Source organism: Qipengyuania sp. RANM35 (assembly GCF_041021145.2).
Classification (GTDB): Bacteria; Pseudomonadota; Alphaproteobacteria; order Sphingomonadales; family Sphingomonadaceae; genus Qipengyuania; species Qipengyuania soli.
Genome location: NZ_CM196433.1, coordinates 1,502,136 through 1,516,671, shown reverse-complemented (window position 1 = coordinate 1,516,671; position 14,536 = coordinate 1,502,136). Strand labels below are relative to the sequence as shown.

Annotated in this window: 10 protein-coding genes; 5 read left to right on the top strand and 5 right to left on the bottom strand. The window is 64.9% G+C overall.

The window, feature by feature from the left end; all coding sequences use genetic code 11:
- Window positions 1-56 precede the first annotated feature (56 nt).
- From RAM60_RS07545 to RAM60_RS07530, 4 genes are read left to right on the top strand one after another with little or no spacing between them, the layout of a single operon-like run.
- The gene (locus RAM60_RS07545; protein ID WP_369027273.1) at window positions 57-1,919 is read left to right on the top strand and encodes a TonB-dependent receptor plug domain-containing protein; all 1,863 of its coding nucleotides are present in this window, start codon (window positions 57-59) and stop codon (window positions 1,917-1,919) included.
- Window positions 1,916-2,728, top strand: a complete 813-nt coding sequence (locus RAM60_RS07540) for an ABC transporter substrate-binding protein (RefSeq protein WP_369027274.1) — start codon at window positions 1,916-1,918, stop codon at window positions 2,726-2,728. Before RAM60_RS07545 ends, RAM60_RS07540 begins: the two co-directional genes overlap by 4 nt.
- Window positions 2,725-3,678 carry a FecCD family ABC transporter permease gene (locus tag RAM60_RS07535; RefSeq protein ID WP_369027275.1) on the top strand — a complete coding sequence of 318 codons (954 nt, stop codon included), beginning with the start codon at window positions 2,725-2,727 and terminating at the stop codon, window positions 3,676-3,678. Before RAM60_RS07540 ends, RAM60_RS07535 begins: the two co-directional genes overlap by 4 nt.
- Window positions 3,675-4,403 (top strand): ABC transporter ATP-binding protein, encoded by a 729-nt coding sequence (locus RAM60_RS07530; protein WP_369027276.1) that lies wholly within the window; start codon window positions 3,675-3,677, stop codon window positions 4,401-4,403. Before RAM60_RS07535 ends, RAM60_RS07530 begins: the two co-directional genes overlap by 4 nt.
- Before the next feature lie 64 nt (window positions 4,404-4,467).
- Here RAM60_RS07530 and RAM60_RS07525 read toward each other — a convergent pair whose 3' ends face one another.
- From RAM60_RS07525 to RAM60_RS07505, 5 genes are all read right to left on the bottom strand, one after another.
- Complete coding sequence (locus tag RAM60_RS07525) at window positions 4,468-6,645, bottom strand: M3 family metallopeptidase (RefSeq protein WP_369027277.1); 2,178 nt, start codon at window positions 6,643-6,645, stop codon at window positions 4,468-4,470.
- 172 nt (window positions 6,646-6,817) lie between these two features.
- Window positions 6,818-7,354 carry an RNA 2',3'-cyclic phosphodiesterase gene (thpR, locus tag RAM60_RS07520; RefSeq protein ID WP_369027278.1) on the bottom strand — a complete coding sequence of 179 codons (537 nt, stop codon included), beginning with the start codon at window positions 7,352-7,354 and terminating at the stop codon, window positions 6,818-6,820.
- Window positions 7,355-7,399: 45 nt separating this feature from the next.
- Window positions 7,400-7,717, bottom strand: a complete 318-nt coding sequence (locus RAM60_RS07515) for a hypothetical protein (RefSeq protein ID WP_369027279.1) — start codon at window positions 7,715-7,717, stop codon at window positions 7,400-7,402.
- 164 nt (window positions 7,718-7,881) lie between these two features.
- Window positions 7,882-9,045 (bottom strand): GGDEF domain-containing protein, encoded by a 1,164-nt coding sequence (locus RAM60_RS07510; protein WP_369027280.1) that lies wholly within the window; start codon window positions 9,043-9,045, stop codon window positions 7,882-7,884.
- A 155-nt stretch (window positions 9,046-9,200) separates the two neighbouring features.
- Entirely contained in the window at window positions 9,201-11,276 is a 2,076-nt protein-coding gene (locus RAM60_RS07505) for a M13 family metallopeptidase (RefSeq protein ID WP_369027281.1), read from the bottom strand.
- Window positions 11,277-11,560: 284 nt separating this feature from the next.
- Here RAM60_RS07505 and uvrA point away from each other — a divergent pair, with 284 nt between their 5' ends.
- Window positions 11,561-14,473: an excinuclease ABC subunit UvrA gene (gene uvrA / locus RAM60_RS07500; RefSeq protein WP_369027282.1), complete on the top strand. Its 2,913-nt coding sequence runs from the start codon at window positions 11,561-11,563 to the stop codon at window positions 14,471-14,473.
- The last annotated feature ends 63 nt before the right edge of the window (window positions 14,474-14,536 follow it).

The following is a 14,536-nucleotide window of genomic DNA, read 5'->3' as shown; positions in this document are numbered from 1 at the left end:
GTCATGAGCGACGTTCGCTTTTGACAGGAGGTTTTGTGTACAAATATCTGTTTTTGTTGAGTACCGTTTTGATCTCCGTGCCCGTCGCGGCACAGGATGATCCGCTGACGCCCGAAGTCGAGCCTGTAGGCCCGCGGCTGCTCGAAAGTCCGCTTCCGGTGACCGTGGAAGAGGTTGCAATCACCGTAACCGGCAACGGGATTGGCACCGCGATTGGCAACACCGGACAGTCGGTCACAATCATCGACCGCGATGAGATCGACGCGGTCCAGGGCGCCGACGCCACCCGTGTCCTCCAGCGCACCCCCGGCATGTCGCTGACCCGCAATGGCGGTATCGGTGGCTTCTCCGGCGTCAGCCTGCGCGGCGCGAATTCGGAACAGTTACTCGTCCTGGTTGACGGCGTGCGCGTTGCCGATCCGGCCTCGCCCTCGGGCGGGTTCGACTTCGGCAACCTCCTGCTCGGCACGGCGGGCAAGTTCGATATCCAGCGCGGGTCCAACAGCACGATCTGGGGCTCGGACGCCATCGGCGGGGTGGTCGACGTGACCACACGAGGCACCGGCGGTCTTGCCGGCAATTTCGAATACGGCAGCCGCGACACGCTGTTCGCCAGCGCGGCGGGCGGCGTGAGCGACGACGCCTATTTCGTCGGCCTTACCGGATCGTGGTTCCGCACCGATGGCTTCTCCGCCGCAGCTTCGGGCAGCGAACGCGACGGTTTTGAGCAGGTCGCGCTGGGAGGCTCGCTCTTTTACGACGTCACGCCCGGACTCGAAGTTTTTGCCCACGCCAACTGGAGCGAAGGCAAGCTCGACATCGACGGCTTCCCGCCGCCCGACTACGCGCTTGCCGATACGCTGGAGACGCAGGAGACCCGCCGCCACTGGGGCGATGTCGGCTTCACCTGGAGCACCAACGACCTGACCCTGCGCGGTGCCTACAGCCTGGCGGACACGGAGCGCGACAATTTCGACGATGCTGGCGCGGAAAGCTTTGCCAGCGACGGCCATTCCGAGCGCGTCCAGCTACGCGGCGAATACCGCGCCATCGGTCCGGTTACCGTCTCCTTCGGTGCGGAGCAGGAATGGACCGATTTCGTCACCAGCTTCGACACGGCGGCCAAGACCAACATTTTCGGTGCATATGCCCAGGTCGGGGTCGAATTGGGCCGCTTCGCCGCGCATGTCGGATCGCGCATCGACGACCATGAACTTTTCGGTACCAATGGCAGCTATGGCGCGGACCTCTCCTACGGCTTCGGCGAGGACTGGCGGGTCAAGGCAAGCCTTGGCGAAGGTTTCAAGGCACCCACGCTGTTCCAGCTGCTGTCCTTCTACGGCAATGCCGACCTCCAGCCGGAGGAAAGCACCAGCTTCGACCTCGGCGTCGAGAAGGGCGAGCGAGGGCGCGGGACACATCTCGCGCTGACCGGCTTCCGCCGCGACAGCAAGGACCTTATCGGTTTCGCCTTCAGTGACGCGCGGCCATTTGGCTTCTACGACAACACCGCCCGCGCGCGCGCTCAGGGGATCGAGGCCGAAGCTGGTTTCGACCTTGCTGAGGGGCTGCGGTTATCGGGCATCTATTCCTTCGTCGATACCGAGGACCGCACCAGCGGAAACGACCTCGCACGTCGCCCGAAACACTTCGGCACCATCTTTGCCGACTACGAGGCGCCCTTCGGCCTCAAGCTCGGCGCGGACCTGCGGATTGTCGGCAAGAGCTACGACGATGCCGGGAATTTCACCCGCCTTGGCGGTTACGAGGTTCTCGACCTGCGCGCGGCAATGCCGGTGAGCGAGGCGTTCGAGGTCTATGGCCGGGTCGAGAACGTCTTCGACACCGACTACCAGACCGCCGCCGGATATGCCTCGACCCCGCGCGGCGTCTTTGCCGGGGTGAGGGCCAAGCTGTGATCCGCCTGCTGCCCGCGCTGGCCCTGCTGCTCGCAGGCTGCGCGGGCAGCGGCACTTCCGGCGTGCGGGGCGATGCGCGCCCGACGATCGTCAGTCTCAATCCCTGCACCGACGCTATCCTCGCCGAAGTAACGGCGCCTGGGCAGTTGCTGGCGATCTCGCATTACAGCAAGGACCCGCAGGCGAGTTCTATGGGCGCCACGGTGGCAGCGCGCTTCGCGGCCACCGGCGGGACGGTCGAGGAAGTTCTTGCGCTCGATCCGGACGTGGTCGTGGCCTCCAGTTTCATCCCACCGACCGCGCGGGCGGCATTCGAGGATCTGGGCATCAGGGTCGTGACCTTCGGCGGCACCGCGACGGTCGATGAAAGCGAGGCACAGGTGCGCGACCTGGCCAGGCTGGCGGGTGACCCTGCGGCCGGTGAGCGGCTGGTGGCCCGGATCGAAACCGCGCTTGCCGAGACGCAGGCTTCGGGTGCTGCTGTCGAGGCGGCGCTGTGGCAGCCCGACGGCATCGTACCGGGCGAGAGCTCGCTGGTGGGCGATCTCCTCCGCCGTACGGGCTTTTCGTCCTATTCCGCCGCGCGCACCATGGCGCAGGCCGACTACCTCTCGCTCGAACAGGTGGTCGCCGATCCGCCGCAGGTCCTGCTGGTTGCCGGGAGCGAGGTCGGGCAACGGCATCCGGTTCTGGAGCACCTGCCCCGGATGCGGCGCGAAGCCTTCGACACGCGCCTCCTCTATTGCGGGGGCCCGACAATCATCCGCGCGGCACGGCGGCTCGCGGAAATCAGGAAGAGCGTGTCGTGAACCGCGCCGTCGCCATTCTCCTCGGGCTGCTTCTGCTCGCCATCCCGCTGTCGCTCCTTGCAGGGCGGGTGTGGCTCGATCCGGCGAGCACACCGAATGCGGTAATTATCCTCGCAGAACTGCGCCTGCCACGGGCCGTTCTCGCGATCGTGGTGGGAGCCGGGCTCGGCGCAAGCGGCGCGGCGATGCAGGGATACCTGCGCAATCCATTGGCCGATCCCGGTCTCTTCGGCATAGCACCCGGTGCTGCACTGGGTGCGGTCGCGGCACTGTGGTTCGGCTATGCCGCCTCGCCATTCCTGCTTCCGTTGTTCGCGCTGTTGGGAGCGGGGGGAGCGATGGCGTTGCTCGCCGCGATTGCCGGACGTACCGGAGGGATTGCGCTGTTCACCCTCGCGGGCCTGATGGTGGCGAGCCTTGCGGGCGCGCTGACTGCGTTGGCGATCAGCATGGCGCCCAATGCCTTTGCCATGAGCGAGATCGTGATGTGGCTCAACGGCGCGCTGACCGACCGCAGCTGGCGCGAAGTGTGGCTGGCCGCCCCGCTGGTGGCGCTGGGCATCGCCCTGTTGTGGCGCAGCGGCAAGCCGTTCGATGCGCTGACCTTGGGCGAGCCGGTCGCGCGCTCGCTCGGCGTCGATACGCGCAAGCTGCTGTGGCTGCTCATTGCCGGGATCGGCCTGACCGTCGGCGCGAGCGTGGCGGTGAGCGGCATTATAGGCTTTGTCGGACTGATCGTTCCCCATCTCGTGCGTCCGCTGACCGACCGCCGGCCTTCGCAACTGGTCCTGCCGAGCGCACTCGCGGGCGCGCTGCTGGTGCTCGTCGCCGACAGCGTGGTGCGCGTCCTGCCGCTGGTGACCGAACTGCGGCTCGGCATCGCGCTCAGCCTGCTCGGTGCGCCGTTTTTCCTCTGGCTCCTGATCCGGATGAGGAGGGGACTAGCATGAACCTTGCGGCGAAAAGCGTGAAGGTCGAGGGGCGACTTCATGACGTCTCCCTGAGCCTCGAGCCGGGCACGATCACCGCGATCTGCGGGCCGAACGGGGCGGGCAAGTCGACCCTGCTGGAGACGCTTGCCGGTCTGCTCGGTCCCGATGCGGGCGAGGTCATGCTGGGCGAAGATGCCCTGCGCACTCTCCATCCGCGCGAGCGGGCGCGGCGTATCGGCTACCTTCCGCAGGCGCATGAGATTGCGTGGGACGTGCCCGTGCGCAGTCTCGTCGAACTCGGTCGGATGCCGCATGGCGACAAGCTTGCGGAGCCGGTCGATGCGGCGCTCACTACGCTCGACATCGCGCACCTCGCCGAACGCCGCGCCCAGTCGCTTTCGGGCGGCGAGACAGCGCGAGTCCTGCTGGCGCGTGTCCTGGCCGGTGAGCCGCAATGGATTCTCGCCGACGAGCCGCTGGCCGCACTCGACCTTGCCCACCAGCTGTCGCTGATGCGTTACCTCAGGCAGGCAGCGAACACTGGTACCGGCGTTGTCCTGGTACTCCACGACCTAGCCCACGCGATGAACCATGCCGACCTTGTCGTCGTGCTCGACCGGGGCGGGTTGGCCGCCGTTGGTACCCCGGCAGACGCGCTTTCCGAGGATATAGTCGCCCGCGTCTGGGGCGTCTCCGGAAACTGGGTCGGCGAACAGCGCCACCGCGCCTTCATCGCGCGCTGAGACAAAAAAGGGGCCGGACCGAAGTCCGACCCCCTCGTGGCTCTCCTCTCCGGAGAACTGGCTGTTACTTCGGCTCCGTGACCAAGCCACGCGCCTCGAGCATCGGGGTCACGTCGGGATTACGTCCGGCGAAGTTCCGGAACATCTCGAAGTAATCCATCGTCCCGCCCTGGCTGATCACCGTTGCGCGGTAGTGGTCGCCATTGGCGCGAGTGAGGCCGCCATTGTCCATGAACCACTTGCGGCTGTCGCGGTCGAGCATCTCGGTCCACAGGTAGCTGTAGTAGCCCGCCGAATAGCCCGAGGGGCTGGAGAAGATGTGGTTGAAATAGGTGCTGCGGTAGCGCGGCGGCACCAGGTCGATTTCGAGACCGAGGTCTTCCAGCGACTTGCGTTCGAAGGCGTCGACCTTCTCCGGCGTGTCGATGGCAGCAGCCTCCGCAGGCGACAACGCGCTCCACTTCATGTCGAGCAGTGCAGCCGCGACGACCTCGCCGAAGTCGTATCCCTGGTTGAACTTCGAGGCTTCTTCAATCTTGTCGATCATCGACTGCGGGATGGGTGCGCCGGTCTTGTAGTGCTTGGCGTAGTTGGCCAGCACTTCGGGATAGGTCGCCCACACCTCGTTCACCTGGCTCGGGTACTCGACGAAGTCGCGGGCCGTCGCCGTGCCCGACAGGCTCGGGTACATCTGGTTGGCGAAGAAGCCGTGCAGGGCGTGGCCGAATTCGTGGAACATGGTGTTCACGTTGTCGAAGCTGACCAGCTGGACCTCTCCCTCGGGCGCCTTGGGAATGTTGAGCACGTTGTAGATGACCGGCTTGTTGTTCCACAGCTTGCTTTGGTCGACAAAGTTGCTCATCCACGCGCCGCCGCGCTTGGACGGGCGCTGGAACGGGTCGAAGTAGAACACGCCCAGTTCCGATCCGTCGCGGTCGAAGACGGTGTAGGTCCACACGTCGGGGTGGTAGACGGGCAGGTCTGTGCGGCGTTCGAAACGCAGGCCGTAAAGCTTGCCCGCGGCGTAGAACACGCCGTCTTCCAGCACCTTGTCCATCTGGAAGTATTCGCTCATCGCGTCTTCATCGAGCGAGTAGCGTTCCGCCTTCACCTTGTTGGCATAGCGGTACCAGTCCCACGGCTTGACGGTGTAGTTGCCGCCATCCTTCTTGATCGCGGCGTTGAGCACTTCCGCCTCGCGACGCTGGGTCGCGGCGAGGGCAGGGACCATCTGCTCCATGAAGTCGAGCGCGGTCTTGGGCTTTTCCGCCATGCGGTCCCACATGGCATAGGTCGCCCAGTCCGGTTCGCCGAACAGCGCGGCCTTTTCGGCACGCAGCTTGGCAATCTTCGCCAGCATCATCCGCGTGTCCTTGGCGCGCTGGCCGTCGGCACGGTGGAACGAGAGCTGGAACAGCTTCTCGCGCGTGGCGCGGTTGGTCAGCGTGGGCAGCAGCGGCTGCTGGGTGGTGTTCTGCAGCGCAATGGCGAACTTGCCCGGATGCCCCTTTTCGGTGGCGAGATCGGCGGCAGCCTTGATGTCGGCATCCGAGAGACCGGCGAGTTCGGCCTTGGTGTCGACGATGAGCGGCTGGTCGGCCATTGCCGAGCGGGCAGCAAGGCCGAACTCGGTCGTGACTTCGGAAAGCTCGGTGTTGATTGCCTTCACGCGCTCGCGCTGCGCGTCGGTGAGCAGGGCGCCCGCATGGACCATGCCCTCGTAAGTGTCTTCGAGCAGCTTGGCGTCTTCGCGCGTCATGCTCATCGCAGCGCGGTTGTCGTAGACTGCCTTCACACGGGCGAAGAGCGCGGGGTTGAGCGTAATCGAGTCACCGTGCGCGGTCAGCTTGGGGCTGATCTCGGTGTTGATCGCATCGAGCCGGTCGGTGGTGTTCGAACCGGTGAGCGCGAAGAAGACGGTTGCCACGCGGCCCAGCATCTGGCCGGACTTTTCGAGCGCGACGATGGTGTTCTCGAAAGTGGGCGCTTCGGGGTTGTCGATGATCGCCTGGATCTCGGCCGAATGGATCGCCATGCCCTGTTCGAAGGCGGGGACGTAGTCGTCTTCGGAAATCTTGGTGAAGTCCGGCGCCTTGAATGGCAGCGTGCTGTCGGAGGCGAAATAGCCGGTGCCTTCGGGGATCGATGCCTGGGCCATGGTTTCGACTTCTCCGCCCGGAGTGGTGGTGCAGCCTGCAAGCAGCGCGGCGGCGGCAACAGTGGCCAGAATGTGGGCCTTCATGGGGTCTCCCTGGAAAGTTGGCGCACTGGTCGTACCAGGCGCAATTGGCGACATTTATCGGACGCGCTTGGAAAGCATTGCGGGCCGCAGTGCAAGAAGCCCCACGTCGCCGGTCGGCGCGACTCTACGGTTTATCGAACGGTGCAGTCTTGGTGGGGTTCCGCCGAGCGCCTCATGCCAGCGGGTAGCGGACCACCGGTTCGTAGCGCGCTCCGCCAGGATCGAGGTGGCTTTCGTACAGGCGGAAGTCGTCGACCATCCATTCGCCGAAGCGCAGATCGCCGGTGCGCGCGAGGAATTGCGCCAGCGGACCGGCTGAAGCGTTCAGCCGCGCGAGCGTGATGTGGGGTACGAACTTGCGCGTTTCGGGGGCGAAGCCGACCTGCTGGCACACGCGCTCGATGCGCGCCTGTAGGCGTTGGAGGGGTTCGCTGGGTTGGACGCCTGCCCATAGTGTGTGGGCCGTTCCCTTGCGCTCGAAGATCCCCGATCCGCGGACGGAGAGGGCGAAGGGTGGAGCCGAGATGGTGGCAAGGGCGCTCGCGAGGTCGTTGGCTCGATGGTGGTTGGTTTCACCGAGGAAGCGAAGCGTCAGGTGCAACTGCCCATCGTCCTGCCACCGCGCACGCTCGACCCCCTGCATGGCATCGAGCAAGGAACTGCGAATGGCTTGCGGCGGACGGATGGCGATGAAGAGGCGCGGAACCATTGGCGCTCATTGCGCCACGAAGCAGACCCGCGGCAAGCCCGCCCGTTAGCGCGAGGCGATGTCGGTTTTCGACAGAATGTGCGAGGCAAGCACCCGGTCTGTCAGTGACGGCCTTACTCCGAAAGCTGCCCGGGCCGCTTCCCGCGCTCTCTCCAGGTCGCCGAGGTGCTGGCGCTCGCTCTGTCTGAGTTCGTCTGCAGCCCGCGTTTCAGGAGGCGTTGCCTTGCCTTTCCAGTCTACGCGTTCGAGCGGGCGGTCGAGCTGTTCGAGCAACAGGCGCAGATTATGGCTTGGCGTAGCAGACGCAATTGCACCGCCGTTTCCGATCCCCTCGCTGGGGTGACTTTCGTGCTGTGCGTCCATGGAAACTCAGGGGGCCTTCGATTGTGATTGCTCGGTGTGCGGCCGCGTGCAGTTCGAATTTGAAATCTGCGGAACAATGCGGACCGGAAATCAAACGCGCTGTTAGGCTGTCGGGGTCCCCCACCCATCGCGAGCGCGGCTCGCCCTGCGGGATTTTGCGTGGATCAGGCCGCCCGGCGGACGCGATTGCGGCCCTTGTCCTTGGCTTCGTAACAAGCAATGTCCGAGCGTAGCAGCGCGTCGTCGAGGTTCTCGCCTCGGCGCCACTCTGCAATCCCTATCGAAGCAGTCACCTGCAGTCGGGCGTAGGCGGTGAGGGAAGGTCCGACCGCGGCAATCGCGCAGCGCAATCGCTCGGCGACCTCGTTGGCTTCATCGGCATCTACACCTTCCAGAATGACGAGGAACTCCTCGCCCCCCAGTCGGAATGCCTCTTGTTCGCCGCGATCGGCAAGCTGGGCGGTGGCCGATCGGATGGCGTCCGAAGCTGCGATCAGGACGTGGTCGCCTGCCGCATGGCCGAACCGGTCGTTGATTGCCTTGAACCGGTCGAGGTCGATCGTAAGCAGGTGCCGGTTGGCCGCGTGGCTCTCGGGTGAACGCTCTTCGAAGAGGCGACGGCGGTTGAACAACCCCGTCAGGGGATCGCGCCAGTTGAGGAATTCGGCATGGGCGAGCGCTTCTTCAAGCTCTTCGGTCAGCTTGCGGTTCTCGACCGTGGTCCGCGCTGCGGCCTCGATATGGCGACCGGCGTTGGCGGCATAGACCCTGACGCCCAGCACAAAGGCTGTCGCGACGAAAATGAACAGCTGGTCGTAGCGTTCGGGGTGAGTGAGGATGATACCTGTCGCAACCAGCCAGAACGATCCCAGCATTCCGTCACGTGGTGCCGGGAAAGCGGCCAGCGTAACGGAGATCAGGGTCACCACCACCAGGACGACCACCTGAAGGGTGACGGCTGATGCGACCGTAGCGCCCAGGGGCGCGGGCCACAGCATCAGAGCAAGGGTCGCGCCGGTCGTCACCATGGCGGCGAACAGTACGTGTTCCGCATGTCCCAGCGGCTTGCGCTGCTCGATCAGCTTTTCCAGCCGTGTTGCTGCCCAGCGGGTAAACACGAAGGAAGCAATGCGCGCGAGCATGAACAGCGAAAGGAGGATCGAAGGCGGCATGGTCGCGACGGTGACCAGCAGCATCGTGACGCCGAGCAGGCTGGCGGTCAGAGCGTGCCTTTCGCGCGCGAGCATGTCGAGCACCGCCTCGCGTCGCACTTCCAGCGCGTCGCGGGCGGTGTCCGGCTCATTCTCACGCAGTTCGGCGGTCGACAACTCGCGTCTCTTCCGATGCTCCTGTTCAAGCTCGGGCGAATAGCGCGAAAATGTTAATATTTGGGCAGCGCAGCAAGGCTGAAACGGCGCATTACAGGCGGTTTGACCCGCCTGTAATGCTTACCGAGTAGAGCTGGCCTACCGAATCCGGCTGCTTACCAGATGCGCGCGCGATCTTCGGGTGCGATATACATGTCGTCGTCGGGACTGATGCCGAAGGCTTCGTACCAGGCATCGACATTGCGCAGCGGGGCGATGGTGCGATAGCGCGCCGGGCTGTGCGGATCGGTGGTGACCTGGTTGCGCAGGGCATCCTCGCGCGCCTTGGCCCGCCACACCTGGGCATAAGCGAGGAAGAAGCGCTGGTCGCCGGTCAGCCCGTCGATCACCGGGGCTTCCTGCCCGTTCAGCGACTTGTGATAGGCATCGAGCGCCACCAGCACGCCGGCAAGGTCGGCAATGTTCTCGCCCATGGTCAGGTCGGGATTGATGAAGGCGCCTGGGACGACTTCGAACTTGGCGTACTGGTCGCCGAACTTCTTGGCCTCGACCTTGAAACGCTCGTTGTCCTCGGCGGTCCACCAGTCGCGCACTGCGCCGTTGGCGTCGATCTTGCGGCCCTGGTCGTCGAAGCCGTGGCTGATCTCGTGGCCGATCACCACGCCGATCGCGCCATAGTTGACCGCAGGGTCGGCATAAGCGTCGAAGAACGGCGGCTGGAGGATGCCCGCGGGGAAGACCATCTTGTTCTCGAGCCCGCCGTTGTAGGCGTTCACGGTCTGCGGGTTCATGCCCCATTTGCTGCGATCGACCGGCTTTCCGAGGTCGCTCATGGCATAGTCGGCGTTGAACTTCGTCGCCGCGACAATGTTGTCGTAGAGGCTGGTGGAGTTGATCGTCAGCTGCGAGTAATCGCGGAACTCCTTGGGATAGCCGACCATCACGTCCATCTTCTGGAGCTTCTCGATGGCGGCGGCCTTGGTATCGCTGCTCATCCATTCATTGCCGCGGATGCGGTCGGCCATGGCGAGCTTCAGGTTGCCGACCAGCTCGTCCATGCGGGTCTTGGCGATCTTGGGGAAGTATTCCGCGACATAGGCCTCGCCGACCAGTTCGCCGAGCTGGCCGTCGATCAGGTCGACCGCCCGCTTCCAGCGCGCACGCTGCTCGCTGACGCCCGACAGCGTGCTGGTGAAGGCGAACTTGCTGTCGACCATCTTCTTGTTGAGATAGGGCGACGCCTGGTCCGAAATCCGCGCCTTCTGCCACAGCTTAAGCGTGTCGAGGTCGGTCTTTTCATACAGCGCGGCGATGGCCTTCACCGCAGTGTTGTCGGTGACGATGATGCGCTCTTGTTCGGGGATATTGTTCCCCTCGAAGAATGCACCCCAGTCGACACCGGGGGCATAGGCGGCGAGCTCGGCAGTCGACATCGGATTGTTGATCTTGTCGATGTCGCGGGTCTTCTCATTGTCCCAATTGAGCTCGGCAAGGTAGGTCTCGAAGGTCATAACCCGGCTTGCCGCAGCGCGCGGCTCGGCAACGCCGATGGCGCGGAAGGTCCGTTCGAGATAGTCGAGATAGGCGCCACGCTGGCTCGCGAACTTGGCGTCGAAGTAATAGTCCTTCTCGGGAAGCCCAAGCCCGGCAGAACCGAGCCACAGCGTGTTCATCGTCGGGTCGTCGGGGTCGGCATAGGGACCGCTGCCGAACAGCGTGCCGCCGAACTTCTCGTAGGTCGAACCCATGAAGCGGGCGAATTCGACCTTGTCGCCGATCTCGTCGACCTTGGCGAGGTCACGCTTGAGCGGGGCGATCCCGGCCTTCTCGATCGCTTTCTCGTCCATGAAGGTCTTGTAAAGCGCGCCGTGCTGCGTACCGGCGGGCGCCTCGGTGATGAGCCCGTTGACCTGGCTCGTTACGTCCTCTCGAAGGTTGTAGAACGATCCGACCGAAGGACGATCGCCCGGGATCTCGGTGCGGTCGATCCACGCCCCGCTGGCGTAACGCTCGAAGTCGTCGCCCGGGTCGGCGTTGAGGTCGCGGGTGGTGAGATCGAGGCCGTATTCGCCGATCTTGGCCTGGCCCGTGACGACGATCACGTCGGCCGAGGCACCATCCGCCGTGGCACTCGGCTCGGCGTGCGCGGAAACGGCAGGAAGGGCAAATGCGAGGCCGAGCGCGAGCGCCGAAGTGGCCTTCGCCCGAGCGAGAATGCGATTGCGATACATGGAATGGTCCCCTGACAATACAGTGGTCGACGGCTATCACCGCTGCCTGGAGCGCGGCATTCGTTGGTCGGCGAACGACAGGGGATTGTCGGCGGATGTCGGACCACGTCCGCCCAGCGACTTGGAGGTGTGCCTCCTCTTACACGCGGACTTGCAAGGCGGGCCCCAGACCCCACATGGCGGGGGCTCGTTTTCGTCGGGACGGAGGCGCGACGGGCACGGTTTGGTGCACAAGCCTTGCGGCGCCTTGACCAACGCGAACAATTCAGGAACAAACCTACTTCATGGCACTCACCACAATCTCCGTCCGCGGCGCGCGCGAGCACAACCTCAAGGGCATCGACATCGACCTGCCGCGCGATGCGCTGATCGTGATCACCGGCCTTAGCGGCTCGGGCAAGTCGAGCCTCGCCTTCGACACGATCTATGCCGAGGGACAGCGGCGTTATGTCGAGAGCCTGAGCGCATATGCGCGCCAGTTCCTGGAGATGATGCAGAAGCCCGATGTCGAGCATATCGACGGCCTCAGCCCCGCGATCAGCATCGAGCAGAAGACCACCAGCCGCAACCCACGCTCGACCGTGGCCACGGTGACCGAGATCTACGACTACATGCGCCTGCTTTGGGCACGCGTGGGCGTGCCCTATTCGCCCGCCACCGGCCTGCCGATCGAGGCGCAGACCGTGTCCAACATGGTCGACCGGGTGATGGCGCTGCCCGAGGGCACACGGCTCTACCTGCTCGCGCCGGTAGTGCGCGGGCGCAAGGGTGAATACCGCAAGGAACTGGCCGAGTGGCAGAAAGCCGGCTTCACCCGCGTGCGCATCGACGGCGAAATGTACCCGATCGAGGAAGCGCCCGCGCTCGACAAGAAATACAAGCACGACATCGAGGTGGTGGTCGACCGTATCGCGGTGAAGGAAGGCATCGAGACGCGGCTGGCGGACTCGTTCGAACAGGCGCTCAAGCTCGCCGAGGGGCTGGCCTATGTCGACCTCGCGGATGGAGTGGTGCCGGGGCGCGAGGCTGAAGAGCAGGGCGGGGCGATGAAGGGCGCTGGCCTGCCCGCCAACCGCATCGTCTTCTCCGAGAAGTTCGCCTGTCCGGTCTCCGGCTTCACCATCGAGGAGGTCGAACCGCGGCTGTTCTCGTTCAACGCGCCGCAGGGGGCCTGCCCGACCTGCGACGGGATCGGCGAGAAGCAGCTGTTCGACCCGCAGCTGGTCGTGCCGAACGAGGCGCTCAGCCTCAAGAAGGGCGCGGTAGTGCCCTGGGCCAAGTCGAACCCGCCGAGCCCCTATTACATGCAGGTCCTCGCCTCCCTCGCCAAGGAATACGAGTTCAGCCTCGAAACCCCGTGGGAGGATTTCGACCGCGAGATCCGCGACATCATCCTGTTCGGCACGAAGGGCAGGGCGATCCCGCTGACCTTCAAGGACGGGCGCAAGGAATACACCGTGCGCAAGCCGTTCGAGGGCGTCATCGGCAACCTCAACCGCCGCATGCTGCAGACCGAGAGCGCGTGGATGCGCGAGGAGCTGGCCAAGTTCCAGACCGCGCAGCCGTGCGAGACCTGCAACGGCAAGCGCCTCAACGAGAAGGCGCTGGCGGTGAAGATCGCGGGCACGGACATCGCTACCCCGACCAAGATGAGCGTGTCGGATGCCAAGGCATATTTCCTCGCGCTGCCCGACCAGCTGACCGACACGCAGCAGCAGATCGCCAAGGCGATCCTCAAGGAGATCAACGAGCGGCTGGGCTTCCTCGACAATGTCGGGCTCGACTACCTCAACCTCGACCGGACCAGCGGCACGCTGTCAGGGGGCGAGAGCCAGCGCATCCGCCTCGCCTCGCAGATCGGCAGCGGGCTGTCGGGCGTGCTCTACGTCCTCGACGAGCCCAGCATCGGCCTCCACCAGCGCGACAACGACCGGCTGCTGGAAACGCTCAAGCGCCTGCGCGATCTCGGCAACACGGTCATCGTTGTCGAGCATGACGAGGACGCCATCCGCGCCGCCGACCATGTGGTCGACCTCGGCCCGGGTGCGGGCGTCCACGGGGGCGAGGTGGTCGCCGAAGGCACGCTGAAGCAGGTGCTCAAGTCGAAGAAGTCGCTCACTGCCGCCTATCTCAACGGCACGCGCGAAATCGAGGTGCCAAGCAAGCGCCGCAAGGGCAACGGCCACAAGCTCACCGTCCATGGCGCGCGGGCGAACAACCTCAACGACGTCACCGCCTCGATCCCGCTCGGCACCTTCACCTGCATCACCGGCGTGTCGGGCAGCGGCAAGTCGTCCTTCACCATCGACACGCTCTACGCCTCCGCCGCGCGCCAGCTGAACGGGGCGCGGGTGGTCGCGGGCGCGCACGACAAGGTCACCGGCCTGGAATATTGCGACAAGGTGATCGAGATCGACCAGTCGCCCATCGGCCGCACCCCGCGCTCCAACCCGGCGACCTACACCGGCGCCTTCACCCAGATCCGCGACTGGTTCGCCGGCCTCCCCGAAAGCCAGGCCCGCGGCTACAAGCCCGGGCGCTTCAGCTTCAACGTCAAGGGCGGCCGGTGCGAGGCGTGCCAGGGCGACGGGCTGATCAAGATCGAGATGCACTTCCTCCCCGACGTCTACGTCACCTGCGAGGAATGCCACGGCAAACGCTACAACCGCGAAACGCTGGAGGTGAAGTTCAAGGGCCACTCCATCGCCGACGTGCTCGACATGACGATCGAGGACGCGGAGGAGTTCTTCAAGGCCGTCCCCCCGATCCGCGACAAGATGCACATGCTGAACGAGGTCGGCCTCGGCTACGTCAAGGTCGGCCAGCAGGCGACGACGCTGTCAGGGGGCGAGGCGCAGCGGGTGAAGCTCGCCAAGGAGCTCAGCCGCCGCAGCACCGGGCAGACGCTCTACATCCTCGACGAGCCGACCACGGGCCTCCATTTCGAGGATGTCCGCAAGCTCCTCGAAGTGCTCCACCGGCTGGTCGACCAGGGCAATTCGGTGGTGGTGATCGAACACAATCTCGACGTCATCAAGACCGCCGACTGGATCCTCGACCTCGGCCCCGAAGGCGGCGTGCGCGGTGGCGAGATCGTGGCCGAAGGGACGCCGGAAGCCGTGGCACGCGAGCCGCGGAGCTTTACGGGCCAGTACCTCGCGCCGATGCTGGAGCGGGTTAGCGAGGCGGCGGAGTAGGCTTTTGGTTTACTGTACAATTTTCACTGGCTAGTGCTGGATCCAATATTGCGATCTTGCAGA

Bases quoted from the DNA above. Each gene is read 5' to 3' on its own strand.
- RAM60_RS07530 (WP_369027276.1), top strand. From the start codon at position 3,675: ATGAACCTTGCGGCGAAAAGCGTGAAGGTCGAGGGGCGACTTCATGAC.
- uvrA (WP_369027282.1), top strand. From the start codon at position 11,561: ATGGCACTCACCACAATCTCCGTCCGCGGCGCGCGCGAGCACAACCTC.
- RAM60_RS07515 (WP_369027279.1), bottom strand. From the start codon at position 7,717: ATGGACGCACAGCACGAAAGTCACCCCAGCGAGGGGATCGGAAACGGC.
- RAM60_RS07525 (WP_369027277.1), bottom strand. From the start codon at position 6,645: ATGAAGGCCCACATTCTGGCCACTGTTGCCGCCGCCGCGCTGCTTGCA.
- thpR (WP_369027278.1), bottom strand. From the start codon at position 7,354: ATGGTTCCGCGCCTCTTCATCGCCATCCGTCCGCCGCAAGCCATTCGC.
- RAM60_RS07505 (WP_369027281.1), bottom strand. From the start codon at position 11,276: ATGTATCGCAATCGCATTCTCGCTCGGGCGAAGGCCACTTCGGCGCTC.